The organism is Brevirhabdus sp. (assembly GCF_052826345.1).
Genome location: NZ_JBRBUA010000085.1, coordinates 25,343 through 49,072, shown reverse-complemented (window position 1 = coordinate 49,072; position 23,730 = coordinate 25,343). Strand labels below are relative to the sequence as shown.

The window sequence follows — 23,730 nt, the reverse complement described above, 5'->3', positions numbered from 1 at the left end:
AGCCCAAGCGCGCGACCGAGGATCTGGATCTCGGCCCGCTGGTCGAAACCCATATGACGCGCTGCATCTCCTGCACCCGCTGCGTGCGCTTCACCACTGAGGTCGCGGGCATCACCCAGATGGGCCAGACCGGCGCGGCGAGGATGCGGAGATCACCAGCTATCTGAACCAGACGCTCGATTCGAACCTGCAAGGCAACATCATCGACCTGTGCCCGGTGGGCGCGCTGGTGTCGAAACCCTATGCCTTTACCGCCCGCCCGTGGGAGCTGTCGAAGACGCAGACCATCGACGTGATGGATGCGCTGGGATCGTCGATCCGCGTCGACACCAAGGGGCGCGAGGTCATGCGCATCCTGCCGATCAACCACGACGGCGTGAACGAGGAATGGATTTCCGACAAGACGCGCTTTGTCTGGGACGGGCTGCGCCGTCAGCGGCTGGACCGGCCCTATGTACGCGAGGGCGGCAAGCTGCGCCCGGCCAGCTGGCCCGAAGCGCTGGAAAAGGCGGCGGCGGCGCTGAAGGGGGCCACGAAGGTTGCCGGGCTGGTGGGTGATCTGGCCCCGGTCGAGGCCGCTTTCGCGCTGAAGCAGATGGTCGAGGGGCTGGGCGGTTCGGTCGAATGCCGCACCGATGGCGCGATGCTGCCCGCGGGCAACCGTTCGGGCTATGTCGGCACGGCGACGATCGCCGATATCGACGAGGCCAGGCACATCCAGCTGATCGGCACCAACCCGGCCGTCGAGGCCCCGGTGCTGAACGCGCGCATCCGCAAGGCCTGGCTGAAGGGCGCCAATATCGGGCTGATCGGCGCCGCCGTGGATCTGACCTATGATTATGCCCATGGGGGCACCGACCGCGCCGCGCTCGACAAGATGCTCGACATGGAATTCGGCAAGGTGCTGGAGGAGGCGTCGATCGTCATCGTGGGGCAGGGCGCCTTGGTCGGTGCCGATGGCGAGGCGGTTCTGGCGAGGGCGATGAGCCTGGCCGAACGCACCAAATCCAAATTGCTGGTCCTGCACAGCGCCGCCGCACGCGTGGGGGCGATGGATGTGGGCGCGGTGACCGAAGGCGGCATTGCCGCGGCGCTCGACGGGGCGGATGTGGTCTACAACCTCGGGGCCGATGAGATCGACCTCGCCGAGGGGCCGTTGGTGATTTACCAGGGCAGCCACGGCGACCGCGGCGCGCATCGGGCCGATATCATCCTTCCCGGCGCCGCCTATACCGAGGAACAGGGGCTTTTCGTCAACACCGAGGGCCGCCCGCAGCTGGCGCTGCGCGCGGGCTTCGCCCCCGGCGAGGCCAAGGAAAACTGGGCCGTGCTGCGCGCCCTTTCGGCGGAACTGGGCGCGACGCTGCCCTTCGACAGCCTGATCGCCCTGCGCCGCGCGCTGGTCGAGGCGCATCCGCTGCTTTCGATGATCGACGAGGTGCCGGAAAACGGGTGGCAACCGCTGGAGATCGCCCGGGATGGCGCGGCAACGGGAGATTTCGCCGTTGCGGTCCATGATTTCTACCTGTCGAACCCGATCGCGCGGGCCTCCGCCCTGATGGCGGAGCTGAGCGCCGCCGCGAAGGCACGCGCCGCCCGCGCAATGGCTGCGGAGTAACGGGGATGCGGCAGGACAGGCGCAGAGGGGGCGGGTGGCGTATGGCCGGGCTGGGCCTTGCCGGGGCCGCCACGCTGGCCGCCTGTGCGCCGTCCGGCGGGGCCACGACGGCCGAAAGACGCGCCGCCGCCAGCCGCAACCTGTCGAATGTCGAATTCGTCGGTGTGAGCACCCGGATGATGGACCGCGAACTGGTCAACCTGCGCGTCGGCACGCGCGGCACCCGCGACGGCACCTTGGCAGAGGCCTATGCACGGTGCGCCGCGGCGCAATATGCGTTGATCCGCGGATATGATTTTGCACGGCACGTGCGCACAAATCTGTCGAAAGACGGTGGTATTTGGACGGCGGATGCTGTTTACACCATCTCGCCCGGCTACCCCGCGGGCGCGGTTGCGCTCAACGCCGGCGATGTGGTTGCAGACTGCAAGAGAGACGGGATACCCACGGTATGAGGACCTATGGCTGATTTCTTTTCCACAGGACTGGGCATCGCCCTGATCATCGTGGCGCAATCGCTGGCCGTCATCGGCTTCGTGATGATCTCGCTCCTTTTCCTTGTCTACGGCGACCGCAAGATCTGGGCCGCCGTGCAGATGCGGCGCGGCCCCAACGTGGTGGGCGCCTTCGGCCTGCTGCAATCGGTGGCCGACGCGCTGAAATACGTGCTCAAGGAAATCGTGGTGCCCGCCGGTTCCGACAAGGTCGTGTTCCTGCTGGCGCCTTTGGTTGCCTTCGTGCTGTCGATCATGGCCTGGGCGGTCATTCCCTTTTCCGAGGGCTGGGTGCTGGCCGACATCAACGTGGCCATCCTCTATGTCTTCGCCGTTTCCTCGCTGGAGGTCTACGGCGTGATCATGGGCGGCTGGGCGTCGAACTCCAAGTATCCGTTCCTCGGCTCGCTGCGCTCGGCCGCGCAGATGATCAGCTACGAGGTCAGCATCGGCCTGATCATCGTCGGTGTGATCCTGTCGACGGGGTCGCTGAACTTCAGCGACATCGTGCGTGCGCAGGACGGCGATCTGGGCTTCTTCAACTGGTACTGGCTGCCGCATTTCCCGATGGTGTTCCTGTTCTTCATCTCGGCGCTGGCGGAAACCAACCGCCCGCCCTTCGACCTGCCCGAGGCCGAGTCGGAGCTGGTGGCGGGGTATCAGGTGGAATATTCCTCGACCCCCTTCCTGCTGTTCATGGCGGGCGAATATATCGCCATCTTCCTGATGTGCGCGCTGATCACGCTGCTGTTCTTCGGCGGCTGGCTGTCGCCCATCCCGGGCCTGCCCGACGGCGCGCTGTGGATGGTGGGCAAGATGGCGTTCTTCTTCCTGATGTTCGCCATGGTCAAGGCGGTGGTGCCGCGTTACCGCTATGACCAGCTGATGCGCGTGGGCTGGAAGGTCTTTCTGCCGCTGTCGCTGGCCTGGGTCGTTCTGGTCGCCTTTTTCGCCCATTTCGGGGCCTTCGGCGGCGCCTATGCCCGCTGGGCCGTGGGGGGCTGAAATGGGCTTCAACTATGCCAGTTTCCTGCATCTCGCGAAAATGTCGCGCAGGTTCACCCCTGCGGGACGTACGTTGATGCTGGGACGGCAGAAATTCGACATGCGGGCGAACCGCTGGGTCGACCGCACCCATTTCACCCGCGCGCTCAGGGCGGCGGGGATCGAGGGCGACGTGGTCGAGTATGCGCAGGACGACCGTTATTCCGAGACCGTGTTCCGCAAGCTGGGCCTGGGGGAGGTCGAGACGCTCGACGCTTCCGGCTTCGAGGGGGCCGGGATCGTCTGGGATCTCAACGACCCGGTGCCCGACGAGCTGAAGAACCAGTTCGGCCTGATCGTGGACGGCGGCACGCTGGAGCATGTGTTCGATGTGGCGCAGGCAATGGACAACGTGGCCGAGATGCTGATGCCGGGGGGGCGGTTCGTGTCCTTCACGCCGTTCAACGGCTATCCCGGTCACGGCTTTTACCAGTTTTCCCCGGAACTTGTCTGGACCTATTGGAAATCGACGCGCGGCTTCAGCGTCCACGCCTGCCACGTCGCCGCGCCCAAGGGATGGTATTCCAGAGAGCTGACCGATACGCGGGAGGCGGGGCAGCGGATCCAGTTCGACATCGGCTCGCCCTTGCTGGGGCGTCTGCCCTCGGCACGGCTGCTGATGTGCTACGAGGTTGAAAAGCCCGAGGGCGCCGCGAAAAGCGGCAAGGCCTTGCAGAGCGATTATGAAAAACGGTGGGCTACGGCATGACTCAGATCGACTACACCCGCGCCGCGAAATACTTTTTGCTGTTCGACTTTCTCGGTGGCCTGAAACTGGGGTTCAAGTATTTCTTCCGTCCCAAGGCGACGCTGAACTACCCGCATGAAAAGGGCCCGCTGAGCCCGCGGTTCCGCGGCGAACACGCCCTGCGGCGCTATCCCAACGGCGAAGAGCGCTGCATCGCCTGCAAGCTCTGCGAGGCGATCTGCCCCGCGCAGGCCATCACCATCGACGCCGAGCCGCGCGAGGACGGCAGCCGCCGCACCACGCGCTACGACATCGACATGACCAAATGCATCTACTGCGGCTTCTGCCAGGAAGCCTGCCCGGTGGATGCCATCGTCGAGGGTCCGAATTTCGAGTTTTCGACCGAAACCCGCGAAGAGCTTTACTACGACAAGGCCAAGCTGCGTGCGAACGGCGACCGCTGGGAAGCAGAGATCGCCCGCAACCTGGAAATGGATGCCCCCTACCGATGAGCAGCGCGAAGAACCCTTTCGACCAGATGATGGCGATGAGCCAGGACTGGCTGCGCCAGATGAACCCGGCGCTCGAGAGCTTCACCCCCAAGGGGTTCGAGGCGATGTGGCCCACCATGCCCAAGGACATGATGGAAACCATGATGGGCAAGACCTTCAATCCCGAGGGGCTGGATTCCAAGACCAAGATGCTGTTGACGCTGGGCGGGCTGACCGTGCTGGGCGCCCAGGCCGAGGCGCAGCTGCGCCTGACCGTGCGCCACGCGATCGAGGCGGGAGCGTCCAAGCAGGAAATCGCGGAAACCATCGCATTGATGGGGGTCTTCGGCGGCATTCCGGCCATGACCAAGGCGATGGAGCTGGCCCGCGAAGTGATGGAGCCGGAAGGGGAGAGCAAGGCATGAGCGTCGCGGACCTGGCATTTTACCTGTTTGCGCTGACCGTCGTGTCGGCCGGGCTGATGACGGTGCTGTCGCGCAACCCGGTGCATTCGGTGTTGTGGCTGATCCTGGCTTTCCTGTCCTCCGCGGGACTTTTCGTGCTGGTGGGGGCGGAATTCGTCGCCATGCTGCTGGTCATCGTCTATGTGGGCGCGGTCGCGGTGCTGTTCCTGTTCGTCGTGATGATGCTGGACGTCGATTTCGCCGAGCTGCGCGCCGAGATGGCGAAGTTTCTGCCCATCGGCCTGCTGATCGGCATCGTGCTGCTGATGGAGCTGGGGCTGGTCTTCGGCAGCTGGACCTACGCGGACAATGCGCTCGATCTGCGCCAGGCGGTCGCGCCCGCGCTCGAGGCGCGGCAGAACACCTCTTCGCTGGGGCTGCTGGTCTATACCAAATATGTCTATCTGTTCGAAATCGCAGGGCTGATCCTGTTGGTGGCGATGATAGGCGCGATCGTGCTGACGCTGCGCCACCGCACCGACGTCAAGCGCCAGAACGTTCTGGCGCAGATGTACCGCGATCCGGCCAAGACGATGGAGATGAAGGACGTGAAGCCGGGGCAGGGGCTGTAGCCGCCGCGCCGGTTGACGGGGCGTCGGACAGGGCGCCGCGATGCAGCGGCCGGGCGGGCCGCGTCGACGATGAAGACACGGGAAAAAACCACGGACGCCGCAGGGCGTGAGGGACAAGACAGATGATCGGACTTGAACACTATCTGACAGTCGCCGCGGCGCTGTTTGTCATCGGCATTTTCGGGATCTTCCTGAACCGCAAGAACGTCATCGTCATCCTGATGTCGATCGAACTGGTCCTGCTGGCGGTCAACATCAACTTCGTCGCCTTCTCGGCTTATCTCGATGACATGGTGGGGCAGGTGTTCACGCTTTTCGTGCTGACGGTCGCGGCGGCCGAGGCGGCGATCGGGCTGGCGATCCTCGTGTGCTTCTTCCGCACGCGCGGCACGATCGCGGTCGAAGACGTCAACGTGATGAAGGGATAGGCGGCGATGGAAACGATCATCCTCCTCGCGCCGCTGGTAGGCGCGCTGATCAGCGGTTTCGGCTGGAAGTTCATCGGCGAGAAGGCCGCGACCTGGACCGCGACCGGCATCCTGTTCCTGTGCGCCGTGCTCGCCTGGATCGTCTATCTGCGGTTCGACGGCGTCACCCAGCAGATCAGCATCATGCGCTGGATCGAGTCGGGCACGCTCGCGACGGACTGGGCGATCCGGCTGGACCGGCTGACCGCGATCATGCTGATCGTGGTCACCACGGTGTCCAGCCTCGTGCACCTCTACAGCCTGGGTTACATGGCGCATGACGAGAATTTCCGCGAAGGCGAGGTCTATCGTCCCCGCTTCTTCGCCTATCTGTCGTTCTTCACCTTCGCGATGCTGGCGCTGGTGACTTCCGACAACCTGGTGCAGATGTTCTTCGGCTGGGAAGGCGTGGGCGTCGCCTCCTATCTGCTGATCGGGTTCTACTACCGCAAGCCTTCGGCCAACGCGGCGGCGATCAAGGCGTTCGTGGTGAACCGGGTCGGCGATTTCGGTTTCGCGCTCGGCATCTTCGGGCTCTACTTCCTGGTCGACAGCATCCAGTTTTCCGACATCTTCGCCGCGGCCCCCGATCTCGCGACCCGCGACATCACTTTCATCGGCCTCAGCTGGAACGCGGCAGAGCTGATTTCCCTTCTGCTGTTCATCGGGGCGATGGGCAAGTCGGCGCAGCTTTTCCTGCACACCTGGCTTCCCGACGCGATGGAAGGCCCGACCCCGGTGTCGGCGCTGATCCACGCGGCCACCATGGTCACGGCCGGCGTCTTTCTGGTCACGCGCATGTCGCCGCTGATCGAATTCGCACCCGACACCAAGACGATCATCGTGATCATCGGCGCCAGCACCGCCTTTGTCGCGGCGACGATCGGGCTGGTGCAGACCGATATCAAACGTGTCATCGCCTATTCGACGATGAGCCAGCTTGGCTACATGTTCGTAGCGGCGGGCGTCGGCGTCTATTCCGCGGCGATGTTCCATCTGGTCACCCACGCGTTTTTCAAGGCGATGCTGTTTCTGGGGGCCGGGTCGGTCATCCATGCCATGCACCACGAGCAGAACATGATGAACTACGGCGGGCTGCGCAAAAAGATTCCCTATACCTTCTGGGCGATGATGATCGGCACGCTGGCGATCACGGGCGTGGGCATTCCGATGACGGAAATCGGTTTCGCGGGCTTCTTCTCCAAGGATGCGATCATCGAATCGAGCTGGGGCGCCAAATCGGCGGTGGGCAATTACGCCTTCTGGATGCTGGTGCTGGCCGCGGCGCTGACCAGCTTTTACAGCTGGCGCCTGATGTTCCTGACCTTCTTCGGCACGGCCCGGGGCAATCGGCACACGCATGAGCACGCGCATGAAAGCCCTGGGTCATGCTGATCCCGCTGGGCGTTCTGTCGCTGGGCGCCGTTTTCGCCGGCGCGCTCTGGGCGGAGGCATTTTTCGGCAAGACCGAGGAGGTCAGCAAGTACTTCGGCGTGCCCGTGCCCGAAAGCATGGCGCAGGCAGGCGGGGCCGAGGGCGCGGCCACGGTATCGGCGGTCGACCATGCCGCCGCCGGGACCGGGGGTGTCGATGCCGGGGCAGATCCTGCGGATACGGGCCATGCGACGGCCGCCGACGCGACCGGCGACGCCGCCGGGGCGGAAGGCGGATTCGCGGCGCCGGGTCAGGGCGCGATCTACACCGGGCGCGAGAACACGGTGATGGACACCGCGCATCACGCGCCGGTCTGGGTGAAGATCAGCCCGTTCATCGCGATGCTGCTGGGCTTTCTGCTGGCGTTCCAGATGTATATCCGCAGGCCCGATCTGCCGGGCAAGCTGGCGCGCAATCAGGAACATCTGTACCAGCTGCTGCTCAACAAGTGGTATTTCGACGAGATCTACGACTTTCTGTTCGTGCGTCCCGCGAAATGGCTGGGCAGTTTCCTGTGGCGGCGCGGCGATGGCGATACCATCGACGGCACCATCAACGGCGTCGCGCTTGGCATCGTGCCGTTCTTCACCCGCCTGAGCGGCCGAGCGCAGTCCGGCTACCTGTTCCACTACGCATTCGCGATGGTCATCGGCATTGTCGCCATGATCACCTGGTTTGCGATCGTCTGAGGGTCTGACATGGACAATCTTCTTTCCATCATCACCTTCATCCCGCTGCTGGCGGCGCTGATCCTGGCGCTGTTCCTGCGGGGCGACGACGCGGCCGCGCAGCGCAACGCCAAGTGGCTGGCGATGATCGCCACTTCGGTGACCTTCCTGGTGTCGCTGTTCCTGCTGGCAGGGTTCAACCCCCAGGATCCGGGCTTTCAGTTCGTCGAGGAAGCCGAATGGCTGGGCGGGTTGAAATACAAGATGGGCGTCGACGGGATCTCGATCCTGTTCGTGATGCTGACGACCTTCCTGATGCCGCTGGTGATCGCGTCCTGCTGGGACGTGAAATACCGCGTCAAGGATTACATGATCGCCTTCCTGCTGCTCGAAACGCTGATGCTGGGCGTGTTCTGCGCGCTGGATCTGATCCTGTTCTACCTGTTCTTCGAGGCCGGGCTGATCCCGATGTTCCTGATCATCGGCATCTGGGGCGGGGCGAACCGGATCTACGCTTCGTTCAAGTTCTTCCTCTATACCTTCCTGGGTTCGGTGCTGATGCTGGTCGCGATCGTGGCGATGTATGTCGACGCGGGCACCGCCGACATTCCGACGCTGCTGACCCATCAATTCGGGTCGCAGACCTTCAGCCTGCTGGGCATCCAGGTCGTGGGCGGGATGCAGACGCTGCTTTGGCTGGCGTTCTTCGCCTCCTTCGCGGTCAAGATGCCGATGTGGCCGGTACACACATGGCTGCCCGACGCGCATGTCCAGGCGCCGACGGCCGGGTCGGTGGTGCTGGCGGCGATCCTCTTGAAAATGGGCGGCTACGGGTTCCTGCGGTTTTCGCTGCCGATGTTTCCCGTCGGGTCCGAGGTCATGGCCCCGCTGGCGCTGTGGCTGTCGGCCATCGCCATTGTCTACACCTCGCTGGTGGCGCTGGCGCAGAGCGACATGAAAAAGCTGATCGCCTATTCGTCGGTGGCGCATATGGGCTATGTCACGATGGGCATCTTTGCGGCCAACCAGCAGGGCATCGACGGCGCAATCTTTCAGATGCTCAGCCACGGCTTCATCTCGAGCGCGCTTTTCCTTTGCGTGGGCGTGATCTACGACCGGATGCACACGCGTGAGATCGACGCCTACGGCGGGCTGGTGAACCGGATGCCCGCCTATGCGATGATCTTTCTGCTGTTCACGATGGCCAACGTCGGCCTGCCGGGGACCAGCGGGTTCGTCGGCGAATTCCTGACGCTGGTGGGGATCTTCCAGGTCAATACCTGGGTCGCGCTCTTCGCGACGTCGGGCGTGATCCTGTCGGCGGCCTATGCGCTTTGGCTGTACCGCCGGGTGGTGCTGGGCGATCTGATCAAGGAATCGCTGAAGTCCATCACCGACATGACGCGACGCGAACGCGCGATCTTTGCGCCGCTGGTGGTGATGACCCTGTTGCTGGGCGTCTATCCCAGCCTTGTCACCGATATCATCGGGCCCTCGGTCGAGGCGCTCGTGTCCAACTACCAGACCGCGCTGCTGGAAGGCGGCGATGTTCAGCTGGCAAAACACTGAAGGCCGAAGCGATGTTCCAGATCGATTTTTCCACTGTAATGCCGGAGGTGGTTCTGGCGGTCTTCGCCATGCTCGCGCTGTTGGGCGGGGTCTATACCGGCAAGGACCGGGCAGCACCGGCAATCCTGTGGATCAGTGCGGCGGTGATGATCGCGATGGGACTGTGGCTGGGCGCGTCGGGCACCGCCACGCGGGAGGCTTTTCAGGGGGCCTTCATCGACGACGGTTTCGCGCGGTTCGCGAAGGTGATCATCCTGATCTCGAGCGCCATCGTCCTGTTGATGAGCCAGCCCTACATGCAGCGCAACGACCTGCTGCGGTTCGAGTATCCGATCCTCGTGGTGCTGGCGACGGTCGGCATGATGCTGATGGTCTCGGCGGGCGATCTGATGTCGCTCTACATGGGGCTGGAGCTGCAATCGCTGGCGCTCTACGTGGTGGCCTCGCTCAACCGCGACAGCGCCCGGTCGACCGAGGCGGGGCTGAAGTATTTCGTGCTGGGCGCGCTCAGCTCCGGGTTGCTGCTTTACGGGGCGTCGCTCACCTACGGCTATGCGGGCACGACGCTGTTTTCGGGCATCATCCAGACGGCGGGCGCCGGGCAGCTGCCGCTGGGGCTGATTTTCGGGCTGGTGTTCCTGTCGGCGGGGATGGCGTTCAAGGTCTCGGCCGCGCCGTTCCACATGTGGACGCCCGACGTCTACGAAGGCGCGCCGACGCCCGTGACCGCGTTTTTCGCCACCGCCCCCAAGGTGGCGGCGATGGCGCTGTTCGCGCGGCTGGTGCATGACGCCTTTGGCAACGCGGTGGCGGAATGGTCGCAGATCATCGCCTTCCTGTCCGTCATCTCGATGTTCCTGGGCGCGATCGCGGCGATCGGGCAGCGCAACATCAAGCGGCTGATGGCTTATTCCTCGATCACGCACATGGGCTTCGCGCTGATGGGGCTGGCCTCCGGCACGGTCGAGGGCGTCAAGGCGATGCTGATCTACATGGCGATCTACGTCACGATGAACATCGGCACCTTTGCCTTCATCCTGTCGATGGAACGCGACGGCGAGGCGGTGACCGACATCCGCAGCCTGAACCAGTATTCCAAGCACCAGCCGCTGCGCGCGCTGGCGCTGATGGTGCTGATGTTCTCGCTCGCGGGGGTGCCGCCGCTGGTGGGCTTCTTCGGCAAGTTCTATGTGCTGACCGCCGCGGTCAACGCGGGCTTGGTCTGGTTGGCGGTTGCGGGCGTCGTGGCCTCGGTCATCGCGGCCTATTACTACCTGCGCATCGTGTTCTTCATGTATTTCGGTGAAGAGGCCGAGAAGCTCGACTCCGCCATCTCTCCGGTCAACTGGGCGGCGCTGATGCTGTCGGCGGGGATCATGGTGGTCGGTGTGATCAACCTCTTCGGGGTCGAGGGGCTGGCCGCCGCGGCGGCTGAAACGCTTGTCCAGTAAGCCCGGCGGCGTTCACTGGCCGGACGGCGTAGATCGCCGCATCCTGGCCGAAGTCGACAGCACCAACGCCGAGGCCGCGCGCGTCGCGGCCGATCTGCACCGGCCCACCTGGATCCTGGCGCTGCGCCAGCTTGCCGCGCGCGGGCGGCGCGGCCGGGCCTGGGCGAATCCGCCGGGCAATTTCGCGGCCACCCTGGTGATGCGCCCGGCCGAGGCGCCGGACCGCGTCGCGCTGCGCTCCTTCGTGGCGGCGCTGGCGTTGGATCAGGCGCTGGCGGAGGTTTCGGGCAGGCCGGAGGTATTCACGCTGAAATGGCCCAACGATGTGTTGCTGAGCGGCGGCAAGGTCGCGGGCATCCTGCTGGAAAGCAGCGGGCAGGGCGGGCGCGTCAGCCATCTGTCGGTGGGCATCGGCGTCAACCTGTTGAGCGCCCCGGCCCCCGATGCGGTCGAGCAGGGCGCGACGTCGCCCGTGTCGCTGCTGTCGGGCACCGGCGCCGAGGTCACCCCGCAGGACTTTCTCGATCATCTGGCGCCTGCCTATGCCGCGTGGGAGGCCCGTTTTGCCAGCGAGGGGTTCGCGCCGATCCGGGCCGCCTGGATGGCGCGCGCCGCGCGTCTGGGGCAGGTGATCCGCGCGCGCACGATGCGCGAGCAGTATGAGGGCGTGTTCGAGGGGATCGACCCCCAGGGCGCGCTGCTGCTGGCCGCGGCGGACGGCCGACGCAGCATTTCCGCCGCCGACGTGTTTTTCTAGGGAGGTGCGCCATGCTGTTGGCCATTGACTGCGGCAATACCAATACCGTGTTTTCCATCTGGGACGGCACCCGTTTTCTGGCGACCTGGCGCACGGCCACCATGCACCAGCGTACCGCCGATCAGTATTTCACCTGGCTGTCGTCGCTGATGATCTTCCAGAAGCTCGAAGCGAAGATCGATCAGGCGATCATCAGCTCGACCGTGCCGCGCGTGGTGTTCAATCTGCGGGTTCTCTGCAACCGCTATTTCGACTGCCGCCCGCTGGTCGTGGGACGGCCCGACTGCCTGCTGCCCGTCGACGTGCGCGTCGACGCGGGCACCGCGGTGGGGCCGGACCGGCTGGTCAATACGGCCGCGGGCTTCGATCTTTACGGTGGCGATCTGATCATCGTGGATTTCGGCACCGCGACCACATTCGATGTCGTCGACGACGACGGCGCCTATATCGGCGGCGTAATCGCCCCCGGCGTCAATCTCAGCCTGGAGGCGCTGCACCAGGCCGCCGCGGCCTTGCCGCATGTGGATGTGACACGGCCCGAAAAGGTGATAGGGACAAACACGGTCGCCTGCATCCAGTCCGGTGTGTTCTGGGGATATGTCGGGCTTATCAACGGAATCATAACACGCATCCGCGAGGAACGGGATCGACCGCTGAAGGTCGTGTCCACCGGCGGGCTGGCGCCGTTGTTCAGCCAGGGCGACGCGCTATTTGACGTATTTGAAGATGAGCTGACAATGCACGGACTGACCGTGATACACCAATACAACAAGGAAAACGGCAACTTATGAGCAGCAACCGCCTGATTTACCTCCCTCTCGGCGGCGCCGGCGAGATCGGGATGAACGCCTATGTCTACGGATACGGCCGCGCCAACAAGGAACGGCTGATCCTCGTGGACCTGGGGGTGACCTTCCCCGACATGGATGGCACGCCGGGCGTCGACCTGATCATGCCGGACATCGGCTGGTTGATCGACAATCGCGACCGGCTGGATGCGATCTTCATCACCCACGCGCATGAAGACCACGTCGGGGCCATCGGACTGTTGTGGAACAAATTGCAGGTGCCGGTCTACGCGCGGCCCTTCACCGCGAATATCGCGCGCCGCAAGCTTGAGGAACAGGGCCATGATCCGGCCATCGTCCAGGTCATCGACAGCTATCCCGACATGGTGGAACTGGGCGACCTGAGCGTGGGATTCATGCCGGTGCCCCATTCGATTCCCGAGGCCTCCGGGGTGGTGATTGACACACCCGCGGGGCGTGTGGTCCATACCGGGGACTTCAAGCTCGACGCGACGCCCGTGCTGGGCGATCCCTTCGTGCCGGAAATGTGGGAAGAGGTCGCGAAGCCCGGCATCAAGGCGCTGATCTGCGATTCCACCAATGTGTTCTCTCCGCTGCCCGGCCGGTCCGAGGCCAGCGTCGGCCCCGAGATCCAGAAACTGGTCGCAAGCGCCTCTGGCATGGTGGTGGCGACGACCTTCGCCTCGAACGTGGCGCGCCTGCAGACGCTGGCACGCGCCGGAATCGACGCGGGGCGCAGCGTGGTGCTGCTGGGCCGGGCGATGAAACGCATGGTCGGCGCGGGTGTCGAGAGTGGTATCCTGACGGATTTCCCGCAGACGCTGCAACCCGAGGACGTTCGCGATATCCCGCGCGAAAACCTGATGCTGATCGTGACGGGCAGCCAGGGCGAACGCCGGGCGGCCTCGGCCCAGCTGGCGCGGGGCAAGTACCGCGGCATAAGCCTGAAAGAGGGCGATCTGTTCCTGTTCTCGTCCAAGACGATCCCGGGCAATGAGGTCGGCGTCGGGCGCATCGTGAACGCGCTGTCGGAAATGGGCGTGGATGTGGTGGACGACAGTTCCGGGCTGTACCACGTGTCGGGCCACGCCAACCGCCCGGATCTGGAACAGGTGCACGCGATGATGAAGCCGCAGATGCTGATTCCCATGCATGGCGAGCACCGTCACCTGCGCGCCCACGTGCAGCTGGGCGGGATGCGCGATATTCCGGGCGCGATCGCGCCCAACGGCACCATGCTGGATCTGGCGGGACGCCAGCCGAGAGTTGTCGACCACGTCGAGACGGGACGCACCTATCTGGACGGAAATGTTCTGATCGGGGCGCTCGACGGGGTGGTGCGCGACAGGATGCGCCTGGCGCTCAACGGATCTGTCATGGTCAGCGTCATCATCGACGAGGATGACGAGGTCACGGGCGACGCCTGGGCGGAGACCAAGGGCCTGCCGGAGAAGGGCAAGCACAAGAGGCTGCTGGCGGACGAGATCGAAGAGGCGGTGAACGACGCTCTGGGGCGCGCCAAGCGGAAGGTCATTTCCGACGACGACGCGATCGAGGAAATGGTCCGCCGCGCGACGCATCAGGTCAGCATGGATCAGGTCGGCAAGAAGCCCGAGGTCACCGTGCTGGTCAGCCGTCTGGTCGCCGAATAGCAGCCCCCGCGCCGCCGGGTTTCGGCGGCGCAGCCACCCTCGGGAAACCTGCGTCAAACGAACAGCGCCTGCCGGGTCATGTCCTGGCAGGCGCTGTCGGTTTTGGCGAAGGGGGGCGCGGCAAGCCGCGCGGCATCTCAGCTGGCTTTACGGTCGATAAAGCTCTTGGTGATGAAATCGGGCACATGGTCGCCCATTCCCACCACGCCGTCCTGATGCCTGTTGTCCTGGCGGGATCTGTCGTTCTGTCCTGCGCCACCACGGCCCGAACGCGCGGGCTGGGCGCGCTCATCCGGCTTGTTCTCATCCGTCTTGCGCGTTTCCGATTTGCGCCTGCCGGTCTTGCGTTCGTCGGTCTTGCGCTCGTCGGTCTTGCGCTTCTCGGTCTTGCCTTCGGCTGGGGCACTCTGATCGTCGCGCTTGCGGCTGTCGGATTTCCGGGCAGCGGCGGCTTCGGATTTTTGCCGTGCGGCGCTGTCGTCGGCGTCCTGCGCATCGGCGGCAGCATCGGGGCGTTCGGCGGTTGCCGCCTCGTCGCGCGACTTGCGCGCCGAGGACGACCGCGTTCTGCTACGGCTGCGGCTGGTGGACCGGCCCTCGCGCTTTTCGCCCTCATCGGGGGTGGCGTCGGAGCTGTCTGCCGCCGCGCCGCCGGGGGGCGCCCAGGGCGATTCGGCGCGCGGAATGGTCATTTCGACCAGCGATTCCACGGCCGCGATCAGCTTGTCGTCGGCAGGCGTGGCAATGGTGAAGGATTTGCCCTTGCGCCCGGCGCGGCCCGTGCGGCCGATGCGGTGCACGTAATCCTCGGCGTGGCCGGGAACGTCGAAGTTGAACACATGGCTGACGTTGGGAATGTCGAGGCCGCGCGCCGCAACGTCGGAGCCGACGAGAAACCGGATCGACCCATCGCGGAACCCGGCGAGAACCTCCATCCGGCGGGACTGGTCAAGGTCGCCGTGGATGGGTTCGGCATTGTAGCCGTGCTTTTTCAAGGATTTGGCAACGACATCGACTTCGCTCTTGCGATTGCAGAAGATGATGGCGTTGGTGCAGGCCTCGCCTTCGGCCTCGATCACCGCGCGCAGGATCTCGCGCTTGTCCTTGGCGGCCATGTCCTTGCGCTTGGGGCGGTGGTAGATCAGCGCCTGCTCGATCGTGTCCGAGGTGGTCGCGGCGCGCGCCACTTCGATCTTGGCCGGGTTCGACAGGAAGGTATTGGTGATACGCTCGATCTCCGGCGCCATGGTGGCGGAGAAGAACAGCGTCTGACGGGTGAAGGGCGTCAGGTTGAAGATCCGCTCGATATCGGGGATGAACCCCATGTCGAGCATGCGGTCGGCCTCATCCACCACCATGATCTGCACGCCGGTCAGCAACAGCTTGCCGCGCTCGAAATGATCGAGCAGACGGCCCGGCGTGGCGATCAGCACGTCGACGCCCTGGTCGATCAGCTTGTCCTGTTCCTTGAAGGACACGCCGCCGATCAGCAGCGCCTTGGTCAACTTGGTATGTTTGGAGTAGGTGTCGAAATTCTCGGCCACCTGCGCCGCAAGTTCGCGCGTCGGCGCCAGCACCAGGCTGCGCGGCATCCGCGCGCGGGCGCGGCCGCGTTTCAGCAGGGTGATCATCGGCAGGGTAAAGCTGGCGGTCTTGCCGGTGCCCGTCTGCGCGATGCCCAACACGTCGCGCCCGTCCAGCGCATGGGGAATCGCGCCTTCCTGAATCGGAGTGGGGGTTTCGTAGCCTGCCTCTTCGACAGCCTTCAGGACCTTCGGGTCCAGTTTCAAGTCAGAAAATTTGGTCATATGTATCCGTGCTCTACGGACACTCCTGGCCCGTAACGTCTAAGGGGGCGGAAGGCCCGGTTGGCCGCATCTCGCGCAAGGTCGCCCCGAATGGGCCTGTGGCTACTGCATATATAGGCGCGGGTCAACGCACATGCCAGCAAACTGCACAATCGGGATAATTTCACAGCTTTGTGTACGAAATGTGAACGGTTGCGGCCATCTTGGCAGCCTGGTCCGGCAGGCTAGGTCGTTGCGTGAGCGGCGCAGGATGCGGCCGCCGGCAATACGGAGGGATGAAGATGATCAAGAAAAGCGGATCGGCGAAGTGGACTGGCGGGCTGAAGGACGGCAAGGGCCATGTGTCCACCGAAAGCGGCGTGCTGAACGATCAGCCCTATGGCTTCAACACGCGCTTCGAGGGCAAGAACGGCACCAACCCCGAGGAGCTGATCGGCGCCGCCCACGCCAGCTGTTTTTCGATGGCGCTCTCGCTGATCCTGGGGGAAAGCGACCTTGTTCCCGACAGCATTGAGACGAAAGCCACCGTGTCGCTGGAGGAAAAGGACGGCGGCTTCGCCGTGACCGGGAGCCATCTGGTCGTCACCGCGAAAATACCCGGCGCCGATCAGGCCGCGTTCGAGAAAGCCGCCAAGGCGGCCAAGGAAAACTGCCCCATTTCCAAACTGTTGAACGCGGAAATCACGATGGACGCGACGCTGCAAGGCTGATTGTCACCGACAGGCCCAGGGTCGGGCGCCGTCGCTTCGGGGGCGGCGGGCGCCGCCTATTGCACCATCATTTCCTTGACCGCGCTCAACGTCAGGTCGGGGTGGTCGCGCTCGATGCGGTCGATATCCCACTGAAGACGCGTCAGATAAACGATGTCGCCGTCGTTGTCGTGCGAGATATGGCCCTTGTTGGCGGCGACGAATTTATCCACCGCAGCCTTCGGCCCGCTCACCCAGCGCGCGGATGTGAACTGCGACGGCTCGAACCGGACGGGCAGCCCGTATTCCAGCTCTATCCGGCTGGCCAGAACCTCGAACTGAAGCTGCCCGACGACGCCCACGATGAACCCCGATCCGATGGCGGGCTTGAAGACCTTGGCCGCGCCTTCCTCGGCGAATTGCATCAGCGCCTTTTCCAGGTGCTTGGCCTTCATCGGATCGCCCGCGCGTACGTTTTGCAACAGCTCCGGCGCGAAGGACGGAATGCCGGTGAAGCGCAGCGTCTCGCCCTCGGTCAGCGCATCGCCGATGCGCAGCTGGCCGTGGTTGGGAATGCCGATGATGTCGCCGGCCCAGGCCTCTTCGGCCAATTCGCGGTCAGAGGCCAGAAACAGCACCGGGTTCGACACGGCCATCGGTTTCTTGCTGCGCACATGCGTGAGCTTCATGCCGCGGTTGAAATGCCCCGAGCACAGCCGCACGAAGGCCACCCGGTCGCGATGCTTGGGGTCCATATTCGCCTGAACCTTGAAGACGAAGCCGGAAACCTTTGTTTCTTCGGGAGAAATCTGGCGTGGTTCTGCGTTCTGAACCTGCGGCTCGGGGCCGAATTGCGCGATGCCTTCCATCAGTTCCTTGACCCCGAAGGAGTTGATGGCCGAGCCGAACCAGATCGGCGTCAGCGTGCCGTCGAGCAGCGCCTGCGCATCCAGCGGCGGCAGCAGCGCGCGGGCCATCTCGACCTCTTCGCGCAGCTTTTCCAGCAGATGGGCGGGCACGTGCCTGTCCAGCAGCGGATCGTCCAGGCCTGCGATCTCGATGCTTTCGGCGATCTTGTTGCGGTCGGCGCGGTCCATCAGTTCCAGCCGGTCGCGCAGCATGTCGTAGCAGCCCAGGAAGTCGCGGCCCATGCCGATGGGCCAGCTGGCCGGCGTCACGTCGATCGCGAGGTTTTCCTGAATTTCGTCGATGATCTCGAAGACATCGCGGCTTTCGCGGTCCATCTTGTTGCAGAAGGTGAGGATCGGCAGGTCGCGCAGGCGGCAGACTTCGAACAGCTTTTGCGTCTGGCTTTCCACGCCCTTGGCCCCGTCGATCACCATGATCGCGGCGTCCACCGCCGTCAGCGTGCGGTAGGTGTCCTCGGAAAAGTCGGAGTGGCCCGGCGTGTCCACGAGGTTGAAGCGGAACTCCGCGTAATCGAAGGACATCGCCGAGGCCGAGACGGAAATGCCGCGGTCCTTTTCCATCTGCATGAAGTCGGACCGCGTGCGCCGTGCCTCGCCCTTGGCGCGGACCTGTCCGGCCATCTGGATGGCGCCGCCGTAGAGCAGGAATTTTTCGGTCAGCGTCGTCTTGCCCGCATCGGGATGCGAGATGATCGCGAATGTGCGGCGTCGCGCGATTTCGCGCGGCAGGTCGGGGCGGTTTGGGGTGCGGTCCAGCATAGGCGGCATATAGCGGGGCGGTCCGGCATAGGCAATCGGCCACCGCGCGCGGGGGCAGATGGCCGGATCGCTAATGGCCGCTGGCGCGGCGCAGCAGCTCGGCCAGGTCCATCCCCTCCAGATCGAGCGGCTCCGGCTCCGCTCCTCGACGCGCGGTCTGGGCGAGGGCACCGTGGCTGGCGGTCACCTCTTTGGCCAGATCGCCGGGCATGGCGGCCAGGGTGTGGCTGTTGACCATCAGGCTTTCGGCCGCGATGCCTTCGGCGAAGATGATTTCATGTTCGTCGAGAAGCAGGTGGAAGTAATCGACGAAACCGCCGTCGCGCTGATAGATCGTCTCTCCGTTCACCAGGTATTTGGCCTTTACCAGCACCTCCTGGCGCCCCAGGCCGATCTCGTCGCGGCGCTGATAGATGAACAGGCGGTGATCGGGGCTGAGGATGAGATCCTCGGCGTTGTTCATCGCGCCCTTGCTGATGAACACCGGCGCAAAGGCGCCCATGGCCCGCACCGTCTGCGCGCCGATCCAGCGGATCGGGCGGGCGCCGTGATCGCGGGTCAGAACCCGGTCGCCGATCGCCAGATCCTCGACCCGGCGCTGTGCGCCATTGGCCATCGCGATCTGCGTGCCGCGGGTGAAGCTGACGCAGGCGATTTCCGCCAGATCCATCTTGCCGCTTTGGGCGTCGACGTGGATCAGCGTGTATTCGGTGCGCGGCTTGAGCGCGGCGAGGGGGCGCAGGAACAGCTCCTCCGCGCAGCGAAGCAGCAGGATCTCCACCAGCATCCCGTCATCGCCCATCATCGTGATCCGGCCCGCCATCTCGATCGGCTGGCCTGCCTGGCCCACCTGAGATCCGGGGGCGACGGCCTGCACGTCGGTCAGATCGTCATGGCCCGCGTGCACCAGGATCAGCGGCGCCGCATGCGCGAGCAGCCCGTAGATGTCGCCCGGGTTCAGCTCCGCGATCGTGCTGACGCCGAGGTTCTGATTGGCCCCGAGCACCACGGCGAAATCCGCGGCGGCATAGACCTGACAGCTTTGCGTGGTGGTCGGGGCAACGGGGGTTGGGGCAGGCATGGGCGGGTGCTTTCTTCGGTTAACTCTGTGGTCGGCCTGATCTGCCGGAGCGCGAGGCCCGCACAGCGGGGCGGCCGGGGGCTCAGCCCGGCGCGTGGCAGCTCAACCGATTTGATAATGCAAAAGAAATGCGGCCAAAAGGAGGGAGGAGCAAGGCGATAGATGGCAATTCGGCGGCTGCCCCGGGCGATGCCGCACCGGGCGGCCCACTCGCCTTGCGGCGGTTTCGCAGGGTCGTTTGCGCGTCGGCGCGGGCTTGCACGGCGCGCTGAAACCGCGCAGGTATGTCGCCAAAGCAGGGAGGAAGATCATGGATCTGGGTATCAGGGGAAAACGCGCGCTGGTCTGCGCCTCGTCCAGGGGGCTGGGGCGCGGCTGCGCGGAGGCGCTGGCCGAGGCGGGGGTGGATCTGATCCTGAACGCCCGCACCGAAGGCCCGCTGACCGAAACCGCGCAGACCTTGTCCGACCGATACGGCGTCACGATCATGCCGGTCGCGGCCGATATCACCACCTCCGAGGGGCGCGCGCAGGTGCTGGAGGCCGCCGGATCGGTCGATATCCTTGTCACCAACGCGGGCGGCCCGCCGCCGGGGGTGTGGCAGGACTGGCAGCGCGACCAGTTCATCGCGGCGCTCGATGCCAACATGCTGACGCCGATCGCGCTGATGCAGGCGCTGCTGCCTTCGATGATGGACAACGGCTGGGGCCGGGTGGTCAACATCACCAGCCAGTCGGTCAAGGCTCCCATCGCCGCGCTGGGGCTGTCGAACACGGCGCGGGCCGGTCTGACCGGCTTTGTCGCGGGGACCGCGCGTCAGGTGGCGGGCAAGGGGGTGACGATCAACAATCTGCTGCCCGGCATCCACGACACCGACCGGGCGACCGCGCTCGACGGCACTGTGGCCACCCAGCAGGGTATCACCCCGCAAGAGGCCCGCGCCCGCCGCGAAACGACGATCCCCGCCGGGCGCTACGGCACCGCGCGCGAATTCGGCGCCGCCTGCGCGTTCCTGTGTTCGCAGAACGCGGGCTTCATCGTCGGCCAGAACATCCTGCTGGACGGCGGCGCGATCAACGCCACGCTCTGACCGCGGGCCGTCAGAGGCGGCTGATCTTGAGCTTGGTGATGCGGTTTTCCTTGCGCTCCTGCACCTCGAAGCGGAAGTCGTGAAAGCTGAACACCTGCCCCTGGGTCGGGATCATCTGGGCTTCGTGGATGACCAGCCCGGCGATGGTGTTGGCCTCATCGTCGGGCGGGTTCCAGTCGGTGGCGCGGTTGAGGTCGCGGATCGTCATCGCGCCTTCGACCAGATAGGCGCCGTCCTCGGTCCTGCGGATCGGGTGTTCGGCGTCGACATCGAATTCATCGGTGATCTCGCCCACGATTTCCTCCAGGATGTCCTCCAGCGTGATCAGCCCCTGAAGCGCGCCGTATTCGTCGACGACCAGCGCGAAATGGGTGCGGCGGCGGAGGAACTGACGCATCTGATCGTCGAGCGTGGTGGTTTCCGGCACGAAATAGGGCTTCATCGCCACGTCCATGATCTGGAACCGCTCCAGCGCATCGGGCGAGGCATTGGGCCCGCGCATCAGCCGGTCGATGGCGCGCAGCAGATCCTTGGCGTGAATCACGCCCACGATGTTTTCGGGGTCGTCGCGATAGATCGGCAGCCGGGTGTGTCGGGATTTCAGCAATTGCGACAGGATGTCGTCGGCGCTGTCCTCGGCGTTGATCATTTCGATCCCGCTGCGGTGGAGCATGATCTCCTCCACGGTGCGCTCGCCCAGATCCAGCGCGCCCAGAATGCGGTCGCGGTCTTCCTTTTCGACCACGCCCTCGGAATGACCGAGTTGCAGGGCGCCCGCGATCTCCTCCCGCACGGCGAGGATCTGCCCGTCGGGGTCGGTGGTCACGCCGACCAGCCCCAGCAGCCCGCGCACCAGCGCGCGCACCGCCGAGACCACGGGCGAGAACACCAGCACCACCGCCGCGATGGGCCGCGACACCAGCGCGGCGGCCGTTTCGGCATTGGTGATGGCATAGGTCTTGGGCAGCACCTCGGCAAAGATCAGAACCAGCAGCGTCATCACCAGCGTGGCGACGGCGACACCCGATTCGCCTACCACCCGCGTGAACAGCGCCGTCGCGAGCGACGTCGACAGGATGTTGACCAGGTTGTTGCCCAGCAGCACCGATCCGATCAGCCGCTCGTTGTCTTCGGTGATCGACAGCGCCCGTTCGGCGCCGCGCGATCCCTTGTCGGCCTGGCTGCGCAGCTTGCCGCGCGACGCCGCCGTCAGCGCGGTTTCCGAGCCCGAGAAAAAGGCCGACAGGACCAGCAGCAGAAAGATCGCCCCCGCCGTCAGCCAGAAGCTGCTGTCAAGAAACAGTGTCGTGTCCATAGATCGCTTGTCCCGTAAAGATACCCTGTCTTATGGGAGGACGTGACAAGCGCGCAAGGGCGCGCAAGGGCACGCAAGGACACGCGAGGCCGCAGGACAACGCGCGGCCGGAGCGGGGGGACGGGACAGGGCGATGAAGGTACGCGATCTTGGTGCGCTGGACGGGCCTGTGCTGCTCTACGGCGGGGTCTATTCCAACCTTCGGGCCGGCGAGGCGCTGGTGCGGCGCGCGGGCGCGCTCGGCATCCCGGCCGGGCGGATGATCTGTACCGGCGACATCGCTGCCTATTGTGCCGACCCCGGCGAGAGCGTCGATCTGGTGCGGCGCCGGGGCGGGGCGGTGGTTGCGGGCAATTGCGAACGCCAACTGGCGGCGGGTGCAGGCGATTGCGGCTGTGGCTTTGCCGATGGCACCGCCTGCGATCTGCTGTCGCGCGGCTGGTTCGCCCATGCGGACGGCGCGGTGGGCGAAGAGGCGCGCGCGTGGATGGCGGCGCTGCCCGATGTGGTCCGCTTTTCACAAGGGGGAAGGCGCTACGCCGTGATCCACGGGGGCGTGAAGGATATCAGCCGGTTCATCTGGCCGGACAGCCCCGATGCCGTCTTCGATGAAGAACTCGACGCGTTGCAACGCTTGGTCGGCCCGCTGGAGGGCGTGATCGCGGGCCACAGCGGCATTGCCTTTCAAAGACGCGTCGCGGGGGTCCATTGGGTCAACGCAGGCGTGATCGGGATGCCGCCGCACGACGGCCGCCCCCAGACGCGTTTCGCCGTGCTCACGGACGGGCAGGCGGTGGTGCACCGGCTGGATTACGACTGGCAGGCCGCGCGCGCGGCGATGCAGGCCGCGGGTCTGACCCAGGGCTATCACGATGCGCTGGCTTCGGGCTATTGGCCGAGCGAGGATGTCCTGCCCGCCAGTCTGCGCAGGCCCCCGCGGGCGGCGCGGGTTCAGGGATCGTTCTTGGCCAGCGGGTGATGATCCATCACCAGCGCGGTCAACCGCTCATCCAGCACATGGGTGTAGATCTCGGTCGTGGAGACGTCGGCGTGCCCCAGCAACGTCTGGATCGAGCGCAGATCGGCCCCGTTGGCCAGCAGATGCGTGGCAAAGGCGTGGCGCAGGGTGTGCGGCGTCACCTTGGCCGGATCGATGCCGCCATGCACCGCCAGATCCTTGATCAGCGTGTAAAAGCGGTGCCGCGTCAGATGCCCCAGCTTGCCACGGGACGGAAACAGAAAACGCGAGGCCGGAGCACCTTTTTTCTGCGCGAGCTCGTCGTTGCGGTCGCGCTGCACGATCCAGGCGGACAGCGCGGTGCGCGCGGGCGGTGACAGCGGCACGAGACGTTCGCGCCCGCCCTTGCCGCGGATCAGCAACATGCGCGGATCGCCCCGCGCGGCGCTGACCGGCAGCGAGACCAGCTCGCTCACCCGCATTCCCGTGGCATAGAGCAGCTGCATCAGGCAGACATTGCGCAGCCTGTCGTTGGCGTTGCGCGCGGACAGTTCGGCGGCGCTCAACAGGTTGTCGACCTCTTGCGTGCTGAGCGTCTTGGGCAGGCGCCGGTCGCGGCCGGGTCCGCGGATCTGGATGGCCGGATTATCGCTGCGCCAGTCTTCCTCATAGGCGAATCGGTAGAGCTGCTTGATCGCCGAGAGCCGCCGCGCGCGGGTGGATTTGGCCAGACCCTGTTCATCGCAATGGACCAGATACGCCTCGATGTCGCGGCGCATGGCGAGGGTGTAATCCTGCTGCCTGCGCTCCAGCCAGTCGGCGAAGTCGATCAGATCGCGCGCATATGCCAGCCGGGTGTTTTCGGCCGCGTCCAGTTCCGCCGCCTGCGCTTCCAGAAAGGCGTCGAGCCAACGGCGCATCCT

Annotated in this window: 20 protein-coding genes and 2 pseudogenes; 17 read left to right on the top strand and 5 right to left on the bottom strand. The window is 65.1% G+C overall.

The genetic code is table 11. The features are described from left to right. From ACU0BR_RS10295 to ACU0BR_RS10230, 14 genes and pseudogenes are all read left to right on the top strand, one after another. Window positions 1–1,618: pseudogene (locus ACU0BR_RS10295) on the top strand (molybdopterin-dependent oxidoreductase); the annotation flags it as partial. A gap of 41 nt (window positions 1,619–1,659) precedes the next feature. Further along, window positions 1,660–2,073, top strand: coding sequence for a hypothetical protein (locus ACU0BR_RS10290; RefSeq protein ID WP_446156749.1), 414 nt, complete (start codon window positions 1,660–1,662; stop codon window positions 2,071–2,073). A gap of 6 nt (window positions 2,074–2,079) precedes the next feature. After that, the gene (nuoH, locus tag ACU0BR_RS10285) at window positions 2,080–3,117 is read left to right on the top strand and encodes an NADH-quinone oxidoreductase subunit NuoH (RefSeq protein WP_446156748.1); all 1,038 of its coding nucleotides are present in this window, start codon (window positions 2,080–2,082) and stop codon (window positions 3,115–3,117) included. 1 nt (window position 3,118) lies between these two features. Continuing rightward, complete coding sequence (locus tag ACU0BR_RS10280; protein ID WP_446156747.1) at window positions 3,119–3,865, top strand: hypothetical protein; 747 nt, start codon at window positions 3,119–3,121, stop codon at window positions 3,863–3,865. After that, window positions 3,862–4,356, top strand: a complete 495-nt coding sequence (gene nuoI, locus ACU0BR_RS10275) for an NADH-quinone oxidoreductase subunit NuoI (RefSeq protein ID WP_446156746.1) — start codon at window positions 3,862–3,864, stop codon at window positions 4,354–4,356. The genes ACU0BR_RS10280 and nuoI overlap by 4 nt, the downstream gene beginning before the upstream one ends. Continuing rightward, window positions 4,353–4,760: a carboxymuconolactone decarboxylase family protein gene (locus ACU0BR_RS10270; protein ID WP_446156745.1), complete on the top strand. Its 408-nt coding sequence runs from the start codon at window positions 4,353–4,355 to the stop codon at window positions 4,758–4,760. The genes nuoI and ACU0BR_RS10270 overlap by 4 nt, the downstream gene beginning before the upstream one ends. Further along, complete coding sequence (locus ACU0BR_RS10265) at window positions 4,757–5,371, top strand: NADH-quinone oxidoreductase subunit J (RefSeq protein WP_446156744.1); 615 nt, start codon at window positions 4,757–4,759, stop codon at window positions 5,369–5,371. The genes ACU0BR_RS10270 and ACU0BR_RS10265 overlap by 4 nt, the downstream gene beginning before the upstream one ends. Before the next feature lie 122 nt (window positions 5,372–5,493). After that, window positions 5,494–5,799, top strand: coding sequence for an NADH-quinone oxidoreductase subunit NuoK (gene nuoK, locus ACU0BR_RS10260; RefSeq protein WP_446156743.1), 306 nt, complete (start codon window positions 5,494–5,496; stop codon window positions 5,797–5,799). Between the two features lie 6 nt (window positions 5,800–5,805). Continuing rightward, window positions 5,806–7,961 (top strand): annotated as a pseudogene (gene nuoL, locus ACU0BR_RS10255) (NADH-quinone oxidoreductase subunit L). A gap of 9 nt (window positions 7,962–7,970) precedes the next feature. Continuing rightward, on the top strand, window positions 7,971–9,509 hold the full coding sequence (locus ACU0BR_RS10250; protein ID WP_446156742.1) for an NADH-quinone oxidoreductase subunit M: 1,539 nt from the start codon (window positions 7,971–7,973) through the stop codon (window positions 9,507–9,509). Window positions 9,510–9,520: 11 nt separating this feature from the next. Then, window positions 9,521–10,960 (top strand): NADH-quinone oxidoreductase subunit NuoN, encoded by a 1,440-nt coding sequence (gene nuoN, locus ACU0BR_RS10245; protein WP_446156741.1) that lies wholly within the window; start codon window positions 9,521–9,523, stop codon window positions 10,958–10,960. Next, the gene (locus tag ACU0BR_RS10240; protein WP_446156740.1) at window positions 10,950–11,717 is read left to right on the top strand and encodes a biotin--[acetyl-CoA-carboxylase] ligase; all 768 of its coding nucleotides are present in this window, start codon (window positions 10,950–10,952) and stop codon (window positions 11,715–11,717) included. Before nuoN ends, ACU0BR_RS10240 begins: the two co-directional genes overlap by 11 nt. 11 nt (window positions 11,718–11,728) lie before the next feature. Then, window positions 11,729–12,508 (top strand): type III pantothenate kinase, encoded by a 780-nt coding sequence (locus tag ACU0BR_RS10235; protein WP_446156739.1) that lies wholly within the window; start codon window positions 11,729–11,731, stop codon window positions 12,506–12,508. Then, window positions 12,505–14,178, top strand: coding sequence for a ribonuclease J (locus ACU0BR_RS10230; RefSeq protein WP_446156738.1), 1,674 nt, complete (start codon window positions 12,505–12,507; stop codon window positions 14,176–14,178). The genes ACU0BR_RS10235 and ACU0BR_RS10230 overlap by 4 nt, the downstream gene beginning before the upstream one ends. A 137-nt stretch (window positions 14,179–14,315) precedes the next feature. Here ACU0BR_RS10230 and ACU0BR_RS10225 read toward each other — a convergent pair whose 3' ends face one another. Beyond that, window positions 14,316–15,986, bottom strand: coding sequence for a DEAD/DEAH box helicase (locus ACU0BR_RS10225; protein WP_446156737.1), 1,671 nt, complete (start codon window positions 15,984–15,986; stop codon window positions 14,316–14,318). A gap of 281 nt (window positions 15,987–16,267) precedes the next feature. Here ACU0BR_RS10225 and ACU0BR_RS10220 point away from each other — a divergent pair, with 281 nt between their 5' ends. Beyond that, a complete protein-coding gene (locus ACU0BR_RS10220) occupies window positions 16,268–16,696 on the top strand; it encodes an OsmC family protein (RefSeq protein WP_446156736.1) in 429 nt (142 codons plus the stop codon). Window positions 16,697–16,752: 56 nt separating this feature from the next. On the opposite strand, the gene ACU0BR_RS10215 is transcribed toward ACU0BR_RS10220, so the two are convergent. Then, entirely contained in the window at window positions 16,753–18,363 is a 1,611-nt protein-coding gene (locus ACU0BR_RS10215) for a peptide chain release factor 3 (RefSeq protein ID WP_446156750.1), read from the bottom strand. A 70-nt stretch (window positions 18,364–18,433) separates the two neighbouring features. Then, entirely contained in the window at window positions 18,434–19,444 is a 1,011-nt protein-coding gene (locus ACU0BR_RS10210) for a Hint domain-containing protein (RefSeq protein WP_446156735.1), read from the bottom strand. Window positions 19,445–19,754: 310 nt separating this feature from the next. On the opposite strand from ACU0BR_RS10210, the gene ACU0BR_RS10205 reads away from it, so the two are divergent. Beyond that, complete coding sequence (locus tag ACU0BR_RS10205; protein ID WP_446156734.1) at window positions 19,755–20,534, top strand: SDR family oxidoreductase; 780 nt, start codon at window positions 19,755–19,757, stop codon at window positions 20,532–20,534. A 10-nt stretch (window positions 20,535–20,544) separates the two neighbouring features. Here the strand turns inward: ACU0BR_RS10205 and ACU0BR_RS10200 are convergent, their stop codons facing one another. Next, on the bottom strand, window positions 20,545–21,849 hold the full coding sequence (locus ACU0BR_RS10200; protein WP_446156733.1) for an HlyC/CorC family transporter: 1,305 nt from the start codon (window positions 21,847–21,849) through the stop codon (window positions 20,545–20,547). A gap of 133 nt (window positions 21,850–21,982) precedes the next feature. On the opposite strand from ACU0BR_RS10200, the gene ACU0BR_RS10195 reads away from it, so the two are divergent. Next, complete coding sequence (locus ACU0BR_RS10195) at window positions 21,983–22,828, top strand: metallophosphoesterase family protein (RefSeq protein ID WP_446156732.1); 846 nt, start codon at window positions 21,983–21,985, stop codon at window positions 22,826–22,828. Here the strand turns inward: ACU0BR_RS10195 and ACU0BR_RS10190 are convergent. Further along, on the bottom strand, window positions 22,801–23,727 hold the full coding sequence (locus ACU0BR_RS10190) for a site-specific tyrosine recombinase XerD (RefSeq protein ID WP_446156731.1): 927 nt from the start codon (window positions 23,725–23,727) through the stop codon (window positions 22,801–22,803). The two genes, ACU0BR_RS10195 and ACU0BR_RS10190, sit on opposite strands and share 28 nt — an antisense overlap. Between the last annotated feature and the right edge of the window lie 3 nt (window positions 23,728–23,730).

Excerpts from the sequence above, each read along its gene's own strand:
- ACU0BR_RS10290 (WP_446156749.1), top strand. The coding sequence starts at position 1,660 with ATGGCCGGGCTGGGCCTTGCCGGGGCCGCCACGCTGGCCGCCTGTGCG.
- nuoH (WP_446156748.1), top strand. The coding sequence starts at position 2,080 with ATGGCTGATTTCTTTTCCACAGGACTGGGCATCGCCCTGATCATCGTG.
- ACU0BR_RS10280 (WP_446156747.1), top strand. The coding sequence starts at position 3,119 with ATGGGCTTCAACTATGCCAGTTTCCTGCATCTCGCGAAAATGTCGCGC.
- nuoI (WP_446156746.1), top strand. The coding sequence starts at position 3,862 with ATGACTCAGATCGACTACACCCGCGCCGCGAAATACTTTTTGCTGTTC.
- ACU0BR_RS10270 (WP_446156745.1), top strand. The coding sequence starts at position 4,353 with ATGAGCAGCGCGAAGAACCCTTTCGACCAGATGATGGCGATGAGCCAG.
- ACU0BR_RS10265 (WP_446156744.1), top strand. The coding sequence starts at position 4,757 with ATGAGCGTCGCGGACCTGGCATTTTACCTGTTTGCGCTGACCGTCGTG.
- nuoK (WP_446156743.1), top strand. The coding sequence starts at position 5,494 with ATGATCGGACTTGAACACTATCTGACAGTCGCCGCGGCGCTGTTTGTC.
- ACU0BR_RS10250 (WP_446156742.1), top strand. The coding sequence starts at position 7,971 with ATGGACAATCTTCTTTCCATCATCACCTTCATCCCGCTGCTGGCGGCG.
- nuoN (WP_446156741.1), top strand. The coding sequence starts at position 9,521 with ATGTTCCAGATCGATTTTTCCACTGTAATGCCGGAGGTGGTTCTGGCG.
- ACU0BR_RS10235 (WP_446156739.1), top strand. The coding sequence starts at position 11,729 with ATGCTGTTGGCCATTGACTGCGGCAATACCAATACCGTGTTTTCCATC.
- ACU0BR_RS10230 (WP_446156738.1), top strand. The coding sequence starts at position 12,505 with ATGAGCAGCAACCGCCTGATTTACCTCCCTCTCGGCGGCGCCGGCGAG.
- ACU0BR_RS10225 (WP_446156737.1), bottom strand. The coding sequence starts at position 15,986 with ATGACCAAATTTTCTGACTTGAAACTGGACCCGAAGGTCCTGAAGGCT.
- ACU0BR_RS10220 (WP_446156736.1), top strand. The coding sequence starts at position 16,268 with ATGATCAAGAAAAGCGGATCGGCGAAGTGGACTGGCGGGCTGAAGGAC.
- ACU0BR_RS10215 (WP_446156750.1), bottom strand. The coding sequence starts at position 18,363 with ATGCTGGACCGCACCCCAAACCGCCCCGACCTGCCGCGCGAAATCGCG.
- ACU0BR_RS10210 (WP_446156735.1), bottom strand. The coding sequence starts at position 19,444 with ATGCCTGCCCCAACCCCCGTTGCCCCGACCACCACGCAAAGCTGTCAG.
- ACU0BR_RS10205 (WP_446156734.1), top strand. The coding sequence starts at position 19,755 with ATGGATCTGGGTATCAGGGGAAAACGCGCGCTGGTCTGCGCCTCGTCC.
- ACU0BR_RS10200 (WP_446156733.1), bottom strand. The coding sequence starts at position 21,849 with ATGGACACGACACTGTTTCTTGACAGCAGCTTCTGGCTGACGGCGGGG.
- ACU0BR_RS10195 (WP_446156732.1), top strand. The coding sequence starts at position 21,983 with ATGAAGGTACGCGATCTTGGTGCGCTGGACGGGCCTGTGCTGCTCTAC.
- ACU0BR_RS10190 (WP_446156731.1), bottom strand. The coding sequence starts at position 23,727 with ATGCGCCGTTGGCTCGACGCCTTTCTGGAAGCGCAGGCGGCGGAACTG.